Origin of the sequence: Aeromicrobium sp. Root495 (assembly GCF_001426755.1) — a bacterium.
GTDB lineage: Bacteria > Actinomycetota > Actinomycetes > Propionibacteriales > Nocardioidaceae > Aeromicrobium.
Map to the genome: position 1 here is coordinate 227744 of NZ_LMFJ01000001.1, position 14958 is coordinate 242701.

General features: G+C 68.5%; 26 protein-coding genes. All 26 read right to left on the minus strand.

The features are described 5' to 3' along the window. The 26 genes from ASD11_RS01250 to ASD11_RS01380 all read right to left on the minus strand — a co-directional run bounded on the left by ASD11_RS01250 (position 1) and on the right by ASD11_RS01380 (position 14818). Positions 1 to 789 (minus strand): HK97 family phage prohead protease, encoded by a 789-nt coding sequence (locus tag ASD11_RS01250; protein WP_056282204.1) that lies wholly within the window; start codon positions 787 to 789, stop codon positions 1 to 3. 63 nt (positions 790 to 852) lie between these two features. After that, the gene (locus ASD11_RS01255; RefSeq protein ID WP_056282207.1) at positions 853 to 2787 is read right to left on the minus strand and encodes a phage portal protein; all 1935 of its coding nucleotides are present in this window, start codon (positions 2785 to 2787) and stop codon (positions 853 to 855) included. Then, the gene (locus ASD11_RS01260; RefSeq protein ID WP_056282210.1) at positions 2787 to 2990 is read right to left on the minus strand and encodes a hypothetical protein; all 204 of its coding nucleotides are present in this window, start codon (positions 2988 to 2990) and stop codon (positions 2787 to 2789) included. The genes ASD11_RS01255 and ASD11_RS01260 overlap by 1 nt, the downstream gene beginning before the upstream one ends. Positions 2991 to 3000: 10 nt before the next feature. After that, complete coding sequence (locus ASD11_RS01265) at positions 3001 to 4659, minus strand: terminase large subunit domain-containing protein (protein WP_056282213.1); 1659 nt, start codon at positions 4657 to 4659, stop codon at positions 3001 to 3003. Further along, the gene (locus tag ASD11_RS01270; RefSeq protein WP_056282218.1) at positions 4595 to 5140 is read right to left on the minus strand and encodes a hypothetical protein; all 546 of its coding nucleotides are present in this window, start codon (positions 5138 to 5140) and stop codon (positions 4595 to 4597) included. Before ASD11_RS01270 ends, ASD11_RS01265 begins: the two co-directional genes overlap by 65 nt. A gap of 125 nt (positions 5141 to 5265) precedes the next feature. After that, positions 5266 to 5559: an HNH endonuclease gene (locus ASD11_RS01275; protein ID WP_056282222.1), complete on the minus strand. Its 294-nt coding sequence runs from the start codon at positions 5557 to 5559 to the stop codon at positions 5266 to 5268. A 146-nt stretch (positions 5560 to 5705) separates the two neighbouring features. Then, the gene (locus ASD11_RS01280; protein ID WP_156464528.1) at positions 5706 to 5873 is read right to left on the minus strand and encodes a hypothetical protein; all 168 of its coding nucleotides are present in this window, start codon (positions 5871 to 5873) and stop codon (positions 5706 to 5708) included. Between the two features lie 23 nt (positions 5874 to 5896). Continuing rightward, the gene (locus tag ASD11_RS01285; RefSeq protein WP_056282227.1) at positions 5897 to 6223 is read right to left on the minus strand and encodes a hypothetical protein; all 327 of its coding nucleotides are present in this window, start codon (positions 6221 to 6223) and stop codon (positions 5897 to 5899) included. Next, complete coding sequence (locus tag ASD11_RS01290; protein ID WP_056282230.1) at positions 6220 to 6408, minus strand: hypothetical protein; 189 nt, start codon at positions 6406 to 6408, stop codon at positions 6220 to 6222. The genes ASD11_RS01285 and ASD11_RS01290 overlap by 4 nt, the downstream gene beginning before the upstream one ends. Further along, on the minus strand, positions 6405 to 6587 hold the full coding sequence (locus ASD11_RS01295) for a hypothetical protein (RefSeq protein ID WP_056282233.1): 183 nt from the start codon (positions 6585 to 6587) through the stop codon (positions 6405 to 6407). Before ASD11_RS01295 ends, ASD11_RS01290 begins: the two co-directional genes overlap by 4 nt. 62 nt (positions 6588 to 6649) lie before the next feature. Then, positions 6650 to 6841, minus strand: a complete 192-nt coding sequence (locus ASD11_RS01300; RefSeq protein WP_056282237.1) for a sigma factor-like helix-turn-helix DNA-binding protein — start codon at positions 6839 to 6841, stop codon at positions 6650 to 6652. Beyond that, positions 6838 to 7905 (minus strand): hypothetical protein, encoded by a 1068-nt coding sequence (locus ASD11_RS01305; RefSeq protein WP_156464529.1) that lies wholly within the window; start codon positions 7903 to 7905, stop codon positions 6838 to 6840. Before ASD11_RS01305 ends, ASD11_RS01300 begins: the two co-directional genes overlap by 4 nt. 80 nt (positions 7906 to 7985) lie before the next feature. Next, positions 7986 to 8315: a hypothetical protein gene (locus tag ASD11_RS01310; RefSeq protein ID WP_162246451.1), complete on the minus strand. Its 330-nt coding sequence runs from the start codon at positions 8313 to 8315 to the stop codon at positions 7986 to 7988. Positions 8316 to 8344: 29 nt separating this feature from the next. Then, positions 8345 to 8947: a hypothetical protein gene (locus ASD11_RS01315; RefSeq protein ID WP_156464530.1), complete on the minus strand. Its 603-nt coding sequence runs from the start codon at positions 8945 to 8947 to the stop codon at positions 8345 to 8347. Between the two features lie 23 nt (positions 8948 to 8970). Continuing rightward, a complete protein-coding gene (locus tag ASD11_RS01320; protein ID WP_156464531.1) occupies positions 8971 to 9315 on the minus strand; it encodes a hypothetical protein in 345 nt (114 codons plus the stop codon). Further along, on the minus strand, positions 9312 to 9872 hold the full coding sequence (locus ASD11_RS01325) for a hypothetical protein (protein ID WP_056282253.1): 561 nt from the start codon (positions 9870 to 9872) through the stop codon (positions 9312 to 9314). The genes ASD11_RS01320 and ASD11_RS01325 overlap by 4 nt, the downstream gene beginning before the upstream one ends. Positions 9873 to 9907: 35 nt before the next feature. Beyond that, positions 9908 to 10390, minus strand: coding sequence for a hypothetical protein (locus ASD11_RS01330; RefSeq protein WP_056282256.1), 483 nt, complete (start codon positions 10388 to 10390; stop codon positions 9908 to 9910). After that, entirely contained in the window at positions 10387 to 10944 is a 558-nt protein-coding gene (locus ASD11_RS01335; protein WP_056282259.1) for a hypothetical protein, read from the minus strand. Before ASD11_RS01335 ends, ASD11_RS01330 begins: the two co-directional genes overlap by 4 nt. Then, a complete protein-coding gene (locus ASD11_RS01340) occupies positions 10941 to 11333 on the minus strand; it encodes a hypothetical protein (RefSeq protein WP_156464532.1) in 393 nt (130 codons plus the stop codon). The genes ASD11_RS01335 and ASD11_RS01340 overlap by 4 nt, the downstream gene beginning before the upstream one ends. Next, positions 11330 to 11641, minus strand: a complete 312-nt coding sequence (locus ASD11_RS17660; RefSeq protein ID WP_156464533.1) for an HNH endonuclease — start codon at positions 11639 to 11641, stop codon at positions 11330 to 11332. Before ASD11_RS17660 ends, ASD11_RS01340 begins: the two co-directional genes overlap by 4 nt. A gap of 53 nt (positions 11642 to 11694) precedes the next feature. Next, positions 11695 to 12186: a hypothetical protein gene (locus ASD11_RS01350; RefSeq protein WP_056282266.1), complete on the minus strand. Its 492-nt coding sequence runs from the start codon at positions 12184 to 12186 to the stop codon at positions 11695 to 11697. Further along, complete coding sequence (locus tag ASD11_RS01355; RefSeq protein ID WP_056282269.1) at positions 12183 to 12617, minus strand: hypothetical protein; 435 nt, start codon at positions 12615 to 12617, stop codon at positions 12183 to 12185. The genes ASD11_RS01350 and ASD11_RS01355 overlap by 4 nt, the downstream gene beginning before the upstream one ends. Continuing rightward, positions 12614 to 13102, minus strand: a complete 489-nt coding sequence (locus tag ASD11_RS01360; protein WP_056282270.1) for a hypothetical protein — start codon at positions 13100 to 13102, stop codon at positions 12614 to 12616. The genes ASD11_RS01355 and ASD11_RS01360 overlap by 4 nt, the downstream gene beginning before the upstream one ends. Next, complete coding sequence (locus tag ASD11_RS01365; RefSeq protein ID WP_056282273.1) at positions 13099 to 13353, minus strand: hypothetical protein; 255 nt, start codon at positions 13351 to 13353, stop codon at positions 13099 to 13101. Before ASD11_RS01365 ends, ASD11_RS01360 begins: the two co-directional genes overlap by 4 nt. A gap of 36 nt (positions 13354 to 13389) precedes the next feature. Next, positions 13390 to 14133, minus strand: coding sequence for an HNH endonuclease (locus ASD11_RS01370; RefSeq protein ID WP_056282276.1), 744 nt, complete (start codon positions 14131 to 14133; stop codon positions 13390 to 13392). Positions 14134 to 14398: 265 nt separating this feature from the next. After that, positions 14399 to 14818, minus strand: coding sequence for a hypothetical protein (locus ASD11_RS01380; protein ID WP_156464534.1), 420 nt, complete (start codon positions 14816 to 14818; stop codon positions 14399 to 14401). Positions 14819 to 14958: the final 140 nt, after the last annotated feature.

Genomic DNA, 14958 nt, shown 5'->3' on the forward strand with positions numbered 1-14958 from the left:
TCAGCCCGCGGTCGCGAGCTGGATTGCCTGGAGCGCCGACTCGGTGAACGCGGACGGGTTGAAACCGGACTCCTCGGACTTGGACCCGGGGGTCTCCTCGTCCTTGGTCCGGCCGTGACCGCTGGCCTTCTCGTCGTCGTTGCTTGCCTCTGCGTCGATGACGGAGAGGACGTCTTCGATCTGCGTGGCGGAGTCACGAATGGACTCCAACGCCTTGCGCAGGGTCGTCTCGTTCTTGGCCGAGATCGCTCGGCCGGCCTTCACGTCGCGGGCGATCTGTCGCGCCACGCCGGCGGCGGCCTTCACGGTGAGGAGCTCGGTCTCCTGGTTCGCGCCGATGGGCGTGGGACCGACCTCGTGGATCTTGAGGCGGCGGAGCTCGTACCAGTAGTCGTCGTCGTTCTCGACGAAGCCGGCCTCGACGATGTCGTAGGCGAACGAGAACTGCGTGACGCGGCGGCCCTTCATGAGCCGGTGCACCTGCGGGGCCTTGGATCCGGGGAGGGGGTCGACGAGGTCGAGCTGGCCCTTGATCCACAGACCCTTGTCGGTCTCCTTCGCCTCGAGCACGTGCCCGATGTTGAAGTCCGGATCGTCCATCCGGTGCGACCAGTAGATCGGGATGGGGTCGCCCTTCGCGGCCCACTCGGCGAGTGACTCGGCGAAGGCTCCTGGCACGACGATGTCGCCGTAGGAGTCCTTGTTGCCGAAGACGCTGACGATGGCCTCGAAGACACCGGCGTCCTCGTCGTAAGCCTTGATCTGGACGGGCGCTGACTTGATCAACATGTGCGGCCCTCCTCAGGGCATGGCGAAGCCGGCGCCGCGGCGCCTCACTCCGGTCGGGGTGGTTTAGCTGAACGTCATCTCGAGGTCGCACAGGCAGCCGGCGACCTCGTCGGCGCCGCCGCCGGGGTCTCCCGGCCAGTCCATGCCGTTCGAGAACTTCTCCCCGATCGGCACCGTCTCTCCGGCCATCGAGGCGTGGGACGAGCGGGGGTTTGACGACGTGACGATCCACGTCTTCGTCGCAGTGTCCGGCGCGAACTGCTGCGCTGCCTCGTGTGCGCCGAAGGACGAGAACGTCGTGATCAGCGTCGTGGCGATCTCGGCGCCGCGGGAGTCCTTGGCCTCGGCGAACACGTCCGCGGGAGCGTCGTCCTCGTCATCCGATCGGACCTTCGCGTCGAGCTTCTCTTTGGTCGTCGCGTTGACCATCGCCGCCCGGGACTTCGCGACCTCGTTGAGGAACTTCAACGTGCGGTCGACGTCGTACTCGTCGGGGTCGAGGCCGGCGTCCTCGAGCGTCGCCTTGGCGACGTCCTCAGACGTCATGGACGCGAGCTTGAACAGGTCCTGGGCGAGCTCGGTGTCCCACCGCTCGCCGTCCCACCAGTCATCGTCGTCAGCGCCGAGCGCGGACAGGACGACGCCGCTCTGGCGGGCGAAGAACGCGGAGAGGACCTGGACAGTCTTGGCCGTATACGTCTCGTTCGCGCGAGCCTTCACACGGACGGTGCGGACCGCCTTCGACTGCAGGCCCTCAGGCGGCACCAGGTCGGCGAGGTAGTCGACGCCCTTGGGTGCGCTGTCGCGCGGGTTGGCCTGGCCGCCGATGAGCACGTTAAGCGGCGTGACGAGCTCGTCGCCGCCGTCGACCGGGGGAAGGTTGCGGAGCGCGCGGCCTTCGTTGCGAGAGAGCCAGGGTGCACCGATCGCGGACTGCAACGTCTTGAGCTGGTCCTCGAAGTTGCCGCGCAGCATCGCGTCGACGTTGGCCTCGATGTAGAGGTCGGTGGCGCGCGTGAGCCACGCGTTCAGGGACTGGTCGACCGAGGTGATGATGGGTCCGAGGGCCGGGCCGTAGAGCGCCTCCATGAACGCCTTGACGTTCGAGAAGTTGCCCTCTCGGGCACCGATCAGCTCGGGTGCGATGTGGTAGGCCGACGATGTCTGGATGTCCGACAGGGTCCGTCCAGCGAGATCCTCAGTGTCGGACGGCTTGACCCCGTCGAGGGCCTTGGCGTCCATGTCGTCCTCGAGCATGAGCCAGCCGCCGGACTGAGCGCCGCCACGCGCGAACTGCGTGAAGCCCTTGCGGAACCGGTTGCGCGCCTTGTCGTTCGGCCACGGCGTCTTGCGGGTCACCACGCCGCCGAAGCGCGCTCCCCGCTTCCACACGTCACGGCGGTACTGGACCGCCTCGGTCTGCTCGCGCAGGATGTCGCTGAGCGTGGTCATCGGCGACGTGCCGTTGGCGCCGGAATGGGCGTAGCCGTGGTCGAGGATGAACTTGGAGGCGTCGTACTCGCGACGCTGGCCGTCGGTGAACATGACGACGTGGGTGACCTCGTCGAGGCCGTTCGTCTTGAAGCGGACCTTGCGCGCGGGCACGCGGTGCAGCTCGAGCTCGCCGTCGGGCTTCCACTCGGGGAGGATGCACCAGCGGTCGTAGATCAGGTAGTCGACGATGATGGTGTGCCAGAACCGGTACGCCGTCATGCCGGGCGTGGTGTTCGGCTGTTTGAGCATGCGGGCGATGGGGTGGTCGGTGACGCGCTCGCGCTCGGTGTCGCTGACGCGGCGGTACAGGTTGCGGGGGATCGGGGCGTGGCCTCGGGCGATGAAGTCGACGACCTTTCGCACCGACGGCTGCTCGGACCACACGTCACGTGGATCGAACGACCCCTCGAGCAGCGAGTAGCCAGGGTCGACGACGTCGAGCACGCCGCCGCCGTTGTCCTCAAGATGTGTCGAGAGCTCGCCGAGCGTCTGAAAGACGACCATCAGGGAACCTGCACCCAGGCGACGCGGTCGGACGGGATGACGAGCACGCCGTCGAAGGACCGCGGAGCGGCGCCTTCGGTCAGCAGGATCACGTTCTCGAGCTCGATCGTGGTGCCGGTCAGCCGGGCGATGACGCCCTCGACGGTCATGCTGTCGGTCTCGACGATCACTCGACGCGAGACGTGCGTGCGCAGATCCTTCACCGGAGCCTCCTCACGCGACCATCAGGTCGTAGTCCTCGTAGGCCGACTTCGGAGGCGGCTCTTCGATCATGGTCAGAGCCCAATACGCCGCGTTCACCGCGAGCAGGGGGCCGATGTCAGCGGGCGACTTCGAGCGATCCCACAGCCACGTGTCGGCGCTGGGCTTGGTCACGGCCACCGCGGCGGCGACGTCGAGGAGCGGCTGCCGATTGTGGCGGATCCGCGACCCGCCGGGCATCGTCACGGCGTCGTAGAACGCGCCCGTGCCGCGGCCCATCTCGGCGCCCTCCCACTTGTGGATAGTCACGCCGGGGATCGCGGCTAGCTCATCGTGCATGGACGAGATCGGGGCACCACGTGTCTGCAGGGCGATCTCGATGCCGTCGTACTTCTCGGCCCGCTCGGTGAACCAGGCGACCAGCCAGTCGGTGCCGTAGCGCGAGGCCACGACCTCGACGTGCGCGGAGCCGTCCTTGCGCCAGCCGGCCACGCCGATGCACGCGCGGGTGCGGTCGTGGGAGAGCTCGACTCCCCACCGGATCGGGGACTTCTTGCGGATCTTGGAGAGCGGCTCGTCCTCGAGCAGCGCGTCGTCGTCCTCCGCGCGAGCCGGGAATCCTGACTCCCAGGTGCCTGGAGGGAACGGGCCCTCGAGCGTGGTGTCTGACCACTGGCACAGGTTCTCGGTACGGAAGGTCCACTCGGGGTCGGTGCGGCAGAACGCGGCGAGGGTGCGCTCGGTGATGGTGTAGCCGAGCGACGGGTTCGCCATCGCCCACCCGGTACGGTCCGTCTTGGCCATCCCGGGCGGCGCCGACCACTCGAAGATCCCGAGCGTGTCGTCCTCGAAGTCGTACTCCTCGAGAAGCTCGGCGCCCTCTTCCTCGTCGGCGAGAACCTCGGCCGGATCGCCCAGCCCGTCGGGGTCACCGAGGGCCGCGTGGGCGAGCTTGCGCAGGTAGCGAAGCACGACGCTCGTGGCGTCGCCGGCGTTGGACATGGCGAGCACGAGGGCCAGCGCGCGGGCGGTGGTCGTCTTGGTGATCGCGCCCCAGGCTTCCCAGGTCTGATGCTCGCGCAGCTCGTCGAGCAGGATCAGGTCGCCGGAGAGGCCACGGCCGGCTCGACGGTTGGCGGCCTTGACCTTGTACCGCTCGCCGGAGGTCAGCTCGAGGAACTTCTTTCCGTTGACCTTCGAGACCTTGAGCTTGAGGGCGTTGAGCTCGGGGTTCTCCTCGACGATGTCGACGGCCTCTTGCCAGATCTCCTCGGCGACGTCGAGATCCTGAGCGGTGCCGACGACGAGCTCGCGCCCCAGCACGTACATGAAGAACAGGGCCAGGACGACCGACAGCATGCTCTTGCCGTTCTGGCGAGCGACGAGCACGACCACGGACTTGAACCGCGGGGACCCGTCGGGCAGCAGCTCGAGCATGTGCACGAGGAGCCACTTCTGCCAAGGGAACAGCTCGATCCCGAGGACGTCGGTCGCGAAGTCGATGACGGCGTACCCGAGGGTCCGCTTCTCGGTGGCCGCTGACCGCGGCTCGAGCGGCGCCAGCGGCGGAGTGAAGATGCGAGGGACGGTGCAGCCGACGAGCGGCTTACGCCCCTTCGCCCGCGTGGACCGACCGGAGCTGCCCGAGCTTCGACTTCTTGGGTTCGCCACCGGCCGCGCCCCCCTTCGCAGGGGCCGCCTTCGCGCCGGCGACCGTCAGCCCGAGGGACTCGCAGTAGTTGCGGTACGTGGGGATCGAGACGTTGTCGACCGGCGGGGGCTTGGCCTTGATGTCGTTCTCGCGGGCGTACTCGATCGCGTACCGCCAGCGCTGGTCTTCCTCGTCGATCTTGCGGGCCAGGATTCGGAGCGTCTCAATGGGGCCGGCGTGCAGCTCGGCGTCGAGGACCTGGTCTGCGATGGCCTTCGCGATGGACCGCTCGGTCGCGTCGAGGAGAGGCGTCGGCTCTGCCGGCTCGACGTTGGGGTCGATGCTGGCCAGCACGCGCTCGAGGATCTCCGGCTTCCGGCGGGCGCTACCGAGGTCGAGGTGAAAGAACTTCGCCCACGCCCGAAGCTGCCCCACGGTCCACTCCGACGAGGGGCCTCCGGTCGGAACGACGACGCCTGGCTTCGAGCCCTTGGCAGCCACCGCACACACCCCCTATCGCGTGCGCGTGCGCGCGACCCCCCTGAGAGATCCGGGGGGAGAGGCCCCCTACCGGCGAGCTCGGGGCCGCACCCCTTCGGGCCAGCGATCCGAACGCCCCTACCCCTTCACCACTCGCGTGAGCGTTCACCGAGCGATGCGGGGGCGCCGCGCTTGTTGCGGCGGCGGTTGCAGTCGAGGTGGGACGCCTCGAAGTTGCCCGGGTCCTCGGCGAGGTGGCGATGCGTCGCGAGTGGCCACCGGTGGTCGAGCGACCAGGAGTCGTCGTGTGGGTAGCGGAGCGTGTAGTCGATCGGCTGGCCGCAGAGCCAGCACGGTCGCTGCTGCCGCTCGCACAGATCCCGGAACAGGGCCTTGAGCTTGCGGTACCGCCGCGTCGCCCTGCCTGCGTGCTTGGCCACGGGCCACCCCCGTACACGACGAAGGCCCCACGCTGAGCGTGAGGCCGAGGTGTCGGACGCGACCCGGTTCTGGGTACACGTCGTCCGTGGTTCTGAGTGTATGCCATGCCACTCGAACGCGTGAGCGAACCTCACGGCACGGCGTGTCAGGCCGACGGGGCGCGCGCGTCCTCGTGAGCGGCGTAGTCCTTGAGGAACTGCACCATCGCCTCAGACAGGTACTCACCACGGCGCTCGGCCTCAGCCATCGCAGCGTCGTAGGTAGCGTCGTCGCAGCGGAACGAGCGGGCCTTCTTGGGAGCGCGAGGAGCCATGCCGAACAGCGTATCTACATCCGTCATGACGCACTGTGGATCAGCTTCGATAGAGCGACGTTTGCCGCGAGCCAGAGCTGCTCGGCGATCTCGGCATGATGCCGGCGGTGAGCGGTCGCTCGCGGGCTGCGGTCTCCGGGCTGGTCCGCCGGCAGCTTCGCCCACAATGCGCTTGCCGTGTACCAGTAGGCGGCGTTGCGCTCGATCTCCCGCAGGCGGTCACGGTCGGCCGTCGTCACCTCGTCAAGCTGCACGAGCAGCTCACCGAAGCCCACGTGCGGCGGATAGCCTGCCGCGACCGAGCGGGCCTTCAAGCCTGCTTTGCACCGTTCGTGCTCGGCGGTCGTCATCGGGCCACCTCCAAGACGGCGTCCACGATCGGACGAACTAAAGCTCGGTAGGCGGCTTTGTCGCTCTCGACAAGGTCCTCCCACTGCCAGAGCTGGCCGTCCTCGCGCTTCCGACCGGCGTCGGTGCGGTTGGCCTGCTGACGGTCGAACCAGGCGCGGGCCGCAGCCTCAAGCTCTACGATCACGACGCCACCGTGAACACGGCGTTAGCCTTCGCGCGCATCCAGTGCTGCGAGCGACCGGTGCGGATGCGCACGGCGGCGGGAGTCACGTCGAGTCCGGTGATCGTTCGGACTTTGCCGTCGACGGTGACGAGCTGGTCGCCCAGGTTCAGAGCTGCTGCAGTGGTCTGCTTCGTGGTCATGTCGTAACCATCTCACGTGTACATACGTTCGTCAATACGTTTGCACCTACTTTGTTGGTACGTCAGTTGAGCCGAGCGGCACGGTCGCGGGCGCCCGTCACGCGCAGCACGGACCTCAGGTCGTAGAGCTTCGCCTTCCACTCACTGCCCGTTGACTCGATCCCGTGCTCGTTAATGATCACGCGCACCCGCCCCTCGCTGAGGTTGAGGAACGCCGCGATCTCCTTCACCGTCACGCCGGTGCCGCGCCTCATCGGCGGCGTCCCGGATCAGCGAGCGACGTCGGCTCGGCAGGCTTCCCGGCCGGCCCGTACATGCTGCGCAGCCACGCCTCCTGGTGCGGGGCGAGGCCCTCGGGGATCAGCTCCTTGGCCAGCTCGACCACCTGCTCGGCACGACGGGCAGCCTCGGCCCGCTCGAACTCCTCACGGACCGTCAGCCAGTACGCCTGCTGGTCGTAACGCCAGTGGCAACGGGCGCACACGTAGGTGTCCGAGGTCCCGCCCTGCTGACAGGTGCGGTGCTCGGCGTACCACTCGGGGAGGTGCTGCTCGGCGTAGCGCAGCAGATGCACCGTGGTGAAGCCCGGCTCGTCGTACCTCTTCGCCACCTTCCGAGCGGCGAGGGCGTGAGCGCACGGGAGAGGGTCGGCCGCATGGCGCTCGAGATCCCCCGCGCAACGGAAGCACGGCGCCGCCCCAGCCTCAGGCCGCACGCCGTCGTTCAGCAGGACCTCGAGCAGCGCGGCGTGACGGGCGACCTCACGCACGAAGTCCGGGAACGACTCCGTGCGCTGAGCAGCCCACGACACATGCTCGATCAGGAACTTCGCCGTCGACAGCAACGACCGGCCAGGCTCCGACGACCGCGACGACACAGGCCCCTCGTACGGAGCGCCCAGCTCGGCACGCCACACGTCCTCCCACTGCTGCAGAAGCCGACGCGTCGGCAGCGGCTCCCCACGGAGCTCGTGCGACCGATCAGCAGGACGCGACGACGCACGGAGCCCATGACGCAGCGGCTTGATCTCCGCGTCACCCTGCGACCCCGGACCAGTCAGCACGACCGCGTCACCACCAGGGATCGGCAACGCAGCGATCAGCCGGCCCGTCTTCGTCACCCCATGCAACGCCTGATCGTCGAGATGCTTGTTCAGCCCGTACACCGACCGGAGCCGTTCCTTCGCGCTGTGAATGCACGACGGGCACGTACGCTCATGCTCGACGTGCTCCACCCCGCACACCGCGCAATGGTCCTTCGGGCACGGCAGGCACCCCCTGCACTCGGGATCATGGCCAGGCTCGTCGACGTCGGACACGACGTGTCGGCCAGGCAGCGCACGCGGCTCGTCACGACCGACGTACCGACAGTCCGGACCCAGCCCCTCAGACGCGGCGCTCACATGACCACCAGACCCTGAGACCCGGCAGGGATCAGGCCACCCGAAGCGAGCCCACGGAGCCGACGAGCTCGCTGCTCACGGCACCACCACCGAAACTCGAGAAGCGCAGCCTCCCGCTGCCGCTCACCCTCAGCCACCATCCAAGCCAGGTCCTGCTGGAACGTCGTGATCTCCTCGACGGCACCCAGCACCAGTAAAGGCAGATGGACCACCGCAAAGTCGGGAACGTCGTCCCGCCGGTCCACCACAGGACCCTCGGCCTCGAGATGCCACGGGAACTCCTGACCGTCGATCGACACCACGCCCGACTCGTGGTCGATCAGCACGTGTGCCGCGAGGCTCTGGTTCGGCATGCTCATGAGGCACCGTCCACACGGCCGAGGAAGGCAGCGATCAGCCGGTAGAGATCATCCGGGTCGCCGGTTTCCGAGGACCTGTCCATCAGCTCATCGACACCGACCGCCTCGGCCCACTCGGAGCGGGTGAGGAGCGGCTCCCAGGCGGTGATGTCGGCGTCAGTGCACCAATCGACCCCGGCAGCGAAGGTGAACAGCCACGGGTACTGCGTGCCGGGATCTTCCAGCGTGAGAACCAGCGACTCCCCGTAGCCGTTGACCGTCGCCCGGATCACCGCACCCGGCTCACTCGGCAGCACCGGGATTGTCGGGGTGGGGCAGCCGTCATGGTGGGCACACCGGGCGAGCGGCTTCCCGTCCTGCCAGTTCCCGACGTAGAACAGTGAACACGGCCAGGCGTGCCCGGTTCGAGCGGGAGCGGGGTCGAGGCGGACGAGGGCGTCTTGGCCCGCGGCTCCTCCGTACTGCAGAGGCCCGCCGAACAGGAACCTCAGGAACGCCTTGACCGGGTGCCGCTGCTCGTACTCCTGTCGGGCCTTGGCCGCTTCCAGCCGGGCGAGAGCCGCCCGAGCCGACCGGTGAGCTTCGGCGAGCAGGGCCATGAACTCCTCGTGTCGCTCCGGCGTCATCGCGGCACCTCCTGCTCAGCCACCGGCGGCTCCGAAGCCGACTGCTCGCTCTCACCACAGGTCCGGCACACCCGCATCCACTGAGCAGGGTCACGCGGGTAGGCCCACCAGCCCTCCCAATCGTGGCCGTCGATCTTGCAGCGGCGCTTGAGCGTGCACCGGTCACAGACCTGCAGGCCCTCAGTGATCGTCCAGCGCAACTCCTCGTCGACGCCGGTCACGAGGTCCTCCACCGCCGCCTCGAGCGATGGCCAGTGGGCGGTGCCCATGTCCTCAAGGAACGGGGCAGCCTCGGAGCAGTCATCGCACGTCAGCAGGACGCACGTCTCGGTGCGGATCACCTGCCACCCCACATCGTCGTAACAGGCAGCGCGCCCGGCTCGCCCGGCTCGCAAACTTGCAGACGTTCGTCGTCATCCCCGAGCAGCACCCACTGGTGAGCCACCTGGTCCGGCGTGACGGCATCCTTGTCGTCCTCGCCCAGGTCGATGCCACAGATCTCGACGTCGTACCGGTTCACCTCTGAGGCGAAGGCAGTCGCGTCCTGGTGCCCCAGGCCCGTGATGTTGCTGTCCTCGTCCTCCTGAAACGGGTACGCCCAACCGCCGGCGTGCAGGTCCTCATAGGACCACTGCCCCGAGGGGCACAGCTGCCCAGACTCCGAGTCGATCAAGACAGGCGTCGGGGCGTCAGCCGGCCACTGCTGCTCCCGTATACCCTCGCCAAGGGCAGCCGAGTACGGGCACTCCCTCAGGTCGGCGTACTCCTGGACGCACTCGACACTGTGGAGCACATAGACCTTCCGCTCCGACGACACGGCTCGGGCCTGGTGCTGGGATGCGTGACGAGGCACCCCGACGATTCGCTCGATCTCGACCGGGTCTACCAGTTCGCTCATGATGGTTACCTCTCGTGGTGGTTGTTCTGGCGCGGTCACAGCGGCACCCCGTCCGCGAGGGCGTCGAGTTGATCGGAGACGCTCGCGATGGCGGCGAAGTCGTTCACGTGAATCGCCTCCGCGACCGTTCGGCCGCTGAGAAACCGGTGCGGCGAGCTGACGTACATCAGGGCGCCCGCCGCGGTGTAGAGCTCACCCAGCAGCGCCGCCAGACGCTCGACCTGGACACTGCACGTCACGAACTCGCTCTCATACGTCATGCGGTCCGTGCGCGGCACCTCGAGCGGGGTCCGGCCGCAGCACGGCATCACGCCCGAACCGACCGGCGGCCCCAGGTGCACCACCTCGCGGCCCTGGCCCTCGCTCGCGAGCCTGACCCGCTCGGCCGCCTCGACAGGCGGGAGCCAGCCAGCGGCGATGACAGCGTCAGCCGCGGCCTCAGCCCTGACCCCCGAGTACCGCTCCGCCTTGCCCCGGATGATCTCGGCCAGCTCGTCGCGCTGCGAACGGGTGCTCATGACGACTCACCCACGGCCACCACGAACGGCGCCGCGACGCCGTTGGAGTGATGAGCAGCGGCGGCCAGCGCCTTCTCGATGCGCTCGGCGGGCCGGACACCCATGGAGTCCTGCGCGTAGAGCGCCCCAAGGGCGACCTCCTCACCGCATCCGGCCGCGGCGTAGCCGTCCAGACTCTCTCCGACCTGATAGTCGCTCGACACCTTGAAGAGTCGGCCCTCGACGCCGACGAGGAACTCCCCGCCGCGCTCGACCTCGTCCTTGCGCTGCGCGAAGCCGCCTTCCTTGAGGCAGCCGCGGACCGCGTCGATGAACGTCGTGACCATGAACCGCTCGAGCTCTTCGCGGCTCACGTGCCACGGGGGGCGAGGCAGATCGAGCGCATGGCGCAGCAGCTGTCCCATCCTGAACGACGTCGTGAAGCCGAAGACGTACCCGTCCTTGGCCCAGACCTTCTGGTCAGCCCGATGGACGATCGACCAGCCCGACGAGCCCGCGCTGTCGCCGCCGATGAACACGTCGCCTTCAGAGACGACTCCGACGATGCAGGTCATGCGTCACCAGAGCTCTTGGCGGCCGTGGCCCAATCGCTGACGTGCCACACCCGGTACGGGTCCTCGCCGTTGCCGTGGTGAGGTGCGAACTCCCGGACGCCGTGGAGGCGGAAGAACTCGCCGGCCTCGTGGGTCTCGACGTCGCGGATGCGGTCGAAGATCCACGCCGCCCACACGTCGCGGTTGTACGACGCCGGCGGGACGAGGAAGGAGTGGCGCACGCGGATGCGGCGGTCGAAGTTGAACGAGTCCGGGGTGTCGGACACGATGTCGAGGTTCAGGCCACCGGACCCGTCCGGCTCGACCTCGTCGCGGCGCCCGAATGTCCACCCCGGCTTGTAGGTGATCGCCGGGACCAACGGTGCGAGGTGCTCTGGGATGTAACTCATGCGGCTTGCCCTTCCGTGGGGATGTAGTTGCCGTCGACGTCGAGGAGCACCAGGCCACGGCGTAGTAGGACCGGCTCGGCCGTGGGGACCTGATGGCGGCGCAGGAGCAGCCCCAGGTCGTATGACTCGGTGCGGTTGCTCTCGACCCAGCCGTGGCACCCCGTGATCCCGGAGCCGCACAGCAGTAGCCCGTTCGCGGCTGTCACGGTCTCCGGGCGCCGGTCGCCGCCCATGCCCGCCGGCCGACGGTGGTGGACCGACCAGCCCGTCCACGGGGCCCGCTGAGTCCCGCACCGCTCACAGGCCATGCCCGCACGGTTGAGGATCAGACCCCGGACCACACCGGAGAACCGAGACGCGCTCACGACGGCGCCACGTCACGATGCTGGATGCCCGACCAGTCACGGCCACACGCCTTGCACCACGGGGGCCTGCGGTCGCGATGCTGCTTCGGCTCGTGGTCACCCGGGCACGTCGCTGCGACATGGTCGCGGAGCTCGCGTGCGGCCACGGCGGCGTTGGCCCGGAGCTCGTCGAGGTCAGGGCGGTATCCGGGCGGCCGGGCGGCCTGGATCTCGGCTCGCACCTCGTTCAGCTCGGCAAGACGCTGCTCGGCCCCATGGCGTGCCAGTTTGGATTCGAGCCAGTCCGACTCGAGGACCGCGGCGGCAGCCGCCTCAGCCTCGGCCGGGGTGAGCATGACTGTGACGCCCGCTGCGTGGAGAGCCACCGACGAGGGCCCGAACGGTCGGATCAGAGCCGCACGCCGGATGATGCTCGCGAGGTGCAGCATGTCGTGCACGGCGTCCATCTCGATGGCCGCGGGATCGACGTCGCGCTGGTCGTCGCTCACGCCCCGTCACCGCTGACCATCTTCGTGATCGTCGCGTCGACGAGGTCCTCGACACCGTCGACGAGAGTCGACGGTGGCTGCTCGCCCGCGACCTCGGCCAGCTTCACCATGAAGCCCATCAGGGTGTCGAAGTGGGCTTCGAGCTCGTCGACACGAGCTCGGAGCGGCTGGGCGGGGTCGAGGTCGGACGGCATCAGGGCGTCGACACGGGCGCGGTACTCGACGGCGTCGATCTCCGGGGCGAACGACCATGCCTCGCTGCCGTCGCCGAGGATCGCGAAGCCGCCGACCGTGCCGGACTCGTCGTCGGACGCCTCGATCGCGAGCGCGTAGCCGCGGGGGTGCAGCAGCTCGTGGTTGATGTACCAGAGGAGCCCGGACGTGCTGAGCTCGTCGAAGGAACGGGTCTGGGGTGCGGTCGTGTCAGTCACAGCAGGATCTCCAAGCTTGCGTAGGTGAGGCCCTGGGCGACGAGCGCCTTCTCGAACAGGGCGATGGTCGACTCGGGGGCGCCAGGCAACTGCAGGAACCAATCGCCGGCCTGGATCTTGGCGTTCAGGACAGACCGGCCAGACAGGGGTGTGAACGCGCGGACTGCGCCCGTCCGAAGGCTCCTGCGGTGCTCGATGTCGCGGGCCTTGAGCTCGTGGCGGGCCTCGGACATCGAGCCAGCGAGGACCCACGTCCTCGGGATCCGGGTCTCGAGAGGGGCCGTCCAGTCGCGTAGCTCGGACTCGTCGACGGATCCGATGATCTCGACGAGCTGGCCGCGCAGACCGACGTTCGTGCGGAGCGTCGCGTGCCCCGGGAGACCGTTCTCGTCGCACTGCTCGACGAACACCTTGAGCTCGTCGAGCGTCATGCCGCGACGCCGGTCGTCCTTCTCGGTCAGGCGGGCCGACACCGACGACTTCATGCCGCACCGTCCGCGCTGAGCTGGACCTCGCCGTACGTGAGGCCGAGACGCGTGGTGTCGGTGGCCAGGTCGTAGGTCTCTTCGACGACGGTGAGGAGTTGGCCCTTCGGGATGCCCTCGCCGGGGAGCATCGGACCCATCACGGTCCCGAGCTGGCCACGGACGTCGCCGGGGTAGTTGAGGTGCTGCACGGCCGAGGGGATCGGCAGGGCCGGGAGCTCCTCGGGAGTGCGGTCGCTTCGTCTGGTCATGGTCGCGCCTTTCGTGGGTTGGTGGTGCGGGGTCGTTCAGGAGTCGGTCGGGGTCCCTGGCTGTTCTGAGTCGGAACTGAGTACGTTCTGGGGCCCCGACCCGACCCGACCCGACCCGTGTGTGGACCCCTCGGAACTGAGTACGGCGGCGGTCTCGGGGGTCCGCTCCTCGACCGCCGGGGCGCCCATGGTTCCGGGCGGCAGGAGGCGCATTCCGGCCTCTTTGAGGGTCAGGTGGCGCTTGCGGGAGTTGCAGCCACGGCAGGCGATGACGACGTTCTCGGACGTGTTCTTGCCGCCCTTGATCACGGGCTTGATGTGGTCGTACGTCGCCCCCGCAGGGCCACGCTGGTTGCCCCAGCGGACCTGCGAACCGCAGTAGCGGCACCGGTCCTGGTCGCGCTTCTTGATGAACGTGACGAGCTTCGTGTCACGCATCAGCGCGATGCGCATGCGCTCGGCCTCACGGTCGGCCAGGATCTTCTCGCGCAGGTCGTTGTAGTCCGTCCAGTCGTGGAACGCGTGATGCTCCCGACCCTCGACGTCGACCACGGACCACAAGCCCACCCCGACGAGCAACGCCGCCAGCTCCCGCCACCTCGAGTGCCACCTGCGCAGGACGAACGCAGAGACCAGCCCGTCGGACAACTGGTCACCTGACCAGGACCCCGCGAGTGCCCACAGACCCATGGCTGCGAGAGCGTCCGTCTCGTCCGGGCCCTCCAGGAGCCGTTGCACCTTCGGGTGGTCGTGCAGCTTGTCGTCGACCTTGAACCACATCAGGCAGTCGACCCCGCAGCGCAGACGTGGGGCAGGTGCCAGTCGAGGAGTCGCATGGCGATCTCCACCGCGCGAGACCGCGTCGTGGCGAGCTCGTTGGCGATGGCATCGCACACGCGCCCAGGACGCCACGCAAAGCCGCCGACCACAGCGACCGCATGCTCGCCGATGAACGTGAGGCGTGCGGGCTGCAGCACAACGTCCTCGCCCCCAACCGCGCCTCGAGCGACGAGCACGGGAGCCTTGCAGAGCGGGCACAGCGGGTTCATGAGGGGTCCTTCGGTAGGAGGTTGCTCGGGTGGGTGGCTCGGAACTTGCTCGCGCAGACGAGGCAGAGGTCCTGATGGTGAGGTCGTGCGCCGGGCGTCCCGCGGGCCCCGGCAGCGCCAGAGGTGTGGCCGGGGAACACGACGGACCGCACGTACTCCTTGCCGGCCTTCACGAGGCGTCGGCACTTCGCGCACTGGTGGTCGATGCGGCCCCTCACCAGGCGGGCGGTGTGCAGGGTGTCCCTGATCTCCGGGAGCTGCCTTGCCACCACACGGACGCTGTCCACACGCACACGTGCGAACTCGGTCCCCAGGGCCACGTCGACCTGCCAGTCCTCCGGCCGCGGCTGCACCCACACCTGGCCCTCGCGCCCGTCCTCGAGCACGACGTCATCACCGACCCTCAGGAGCGTCATCACGACCACCCCCGACGGCTCTCACGGACGTCCGAGCGGGACTTCTTACCCGACCGGACCTGCATCGGGAGGTGCCCGAAGTGGTACACGTCGCCGCACCGGTACACCGACTGGTGATCGCCCGGGTACAGCCGCTTCAT

Excerpts from the sequence above, each read along its gene's own strand:
- ASD11_RS01250 (WP_056282204.1), bottom strand. The coding sequence starts at position 789 with ATGTTGATCAAGTCAGCGCCCGTCCAGATCAAGGCTTACGACGAGGAC.
- ASD11_RS01255 (WP_056282207.1), bottom strand. The coding sequence starts at position 2,787 with ATGGTCGTCTTTCAGACGCTCGGCGAGCTCTCGACACATCTTGAGGAC.
- ASD11_RS01280 (WP_156464528.1), bottom strand. The coding sequence starts at position 5,873 with ATGGCTCCTCGCGCTCCCAAGAAGGCCCGCTCGTTCCGCTGCGACGAC.
- ASD11_RS01285 (WP_056282227.1), bottom strand. The coding sequence starts at position 6,223 with ATGACGACCGCCGAGCACGAACGGTGCAAAGCAGGCTTGAAGGCCCGC.
- ASD11_RS01295 (WP_056282233.1), bottom strand. The coding sequence starts at position 6,587 with ATGACCACGAAGCAGACCACTGCAGCAGCTCTGAACCTGGGCGACCAG.
- ASD11_RS01300 (WP_056282237.1), bottom strand. The coding sequence starts at position 6,841 with ATGAGGCGCGGCACCGGCGTGACGGTGAAGGAGATCGCGGCGTTCCTC.
- ASD11_RS01315 (WP_156464530.1), bottom strand. The coding sequence starts at position 8,947 with ATGGCCCTGCTCGCCGAAGCTCACCGGTCGGCTCGGGCGGCTCTCGCC.
- ASD11_RS01325 (WP_056282253.1), bottom strand. The coding sequence starts at position 9,872 with ATGAGCGAACTGGTAGACCCGGTCGAGATCGAGCGAATCGTCGGGGTG.
- ASD11_RS01330 (WP_056282256.1), bottom strand. The coding sequence starts at position 10,390 with ATGAGCACCCGTTCGCAGCGCGACGAGCTGGCCGAGATCATCCGGGGC.
- ASD11_RS01335 (WP_056282259.1), bottom strand. The coding sequence starts at position 10,944 with ATGACCTGCATCGTCGGAGTCGTCTCTGAAGGCGACGTGTTCATCGGC.
- ASD11_RS01340 (WP_156464532.1), bottom strand. The coding sequence starts at position 11,333 with ATGAGTTACATCCCAGAGCACCTCGCACCGTTGGTCCCGGCGATCACC.
- ASD11_RS17660 (WP_156464533.1), bottom strand. The coding sequence starts at position 11,641 with ATGGCCTGTGAGCGGTGCGGGACTCAGCGGGCCCCGTGGACGGGCTGG.
- ASD11_RS01360 (WP_056282270.1), bottom strand. The coding sequence starts at position 13,102 with ATGAAGTCGTCGGTGTCGGCCCGCCTGACCGAGAAGGACGACCGGCGT.
- ASD11_RS01365 (WP_056282273.1), bottom strand. The coding sequence starts at position 13,353 with ATGACCAGACGAAGCGACCGCACTCCCGAGGAGCTCCCGGCCCTGCCG.
- ASD11_RS01370 (WP_056282276.1), bottom strand. The coding sequence starts at position 14,133 with ATGTGGTTCAAGGTCGACGACAAGCTGCACGACCACCCGAAGGTGCAA.
- ASD11_RS01380 (WP_156464534.1), bottom strand. The coding sequence starts at position 14,818 with ATGACGCTCCTGAGGGTCGGTGATGACGTCGTGCTCGAGGACGGGCGC.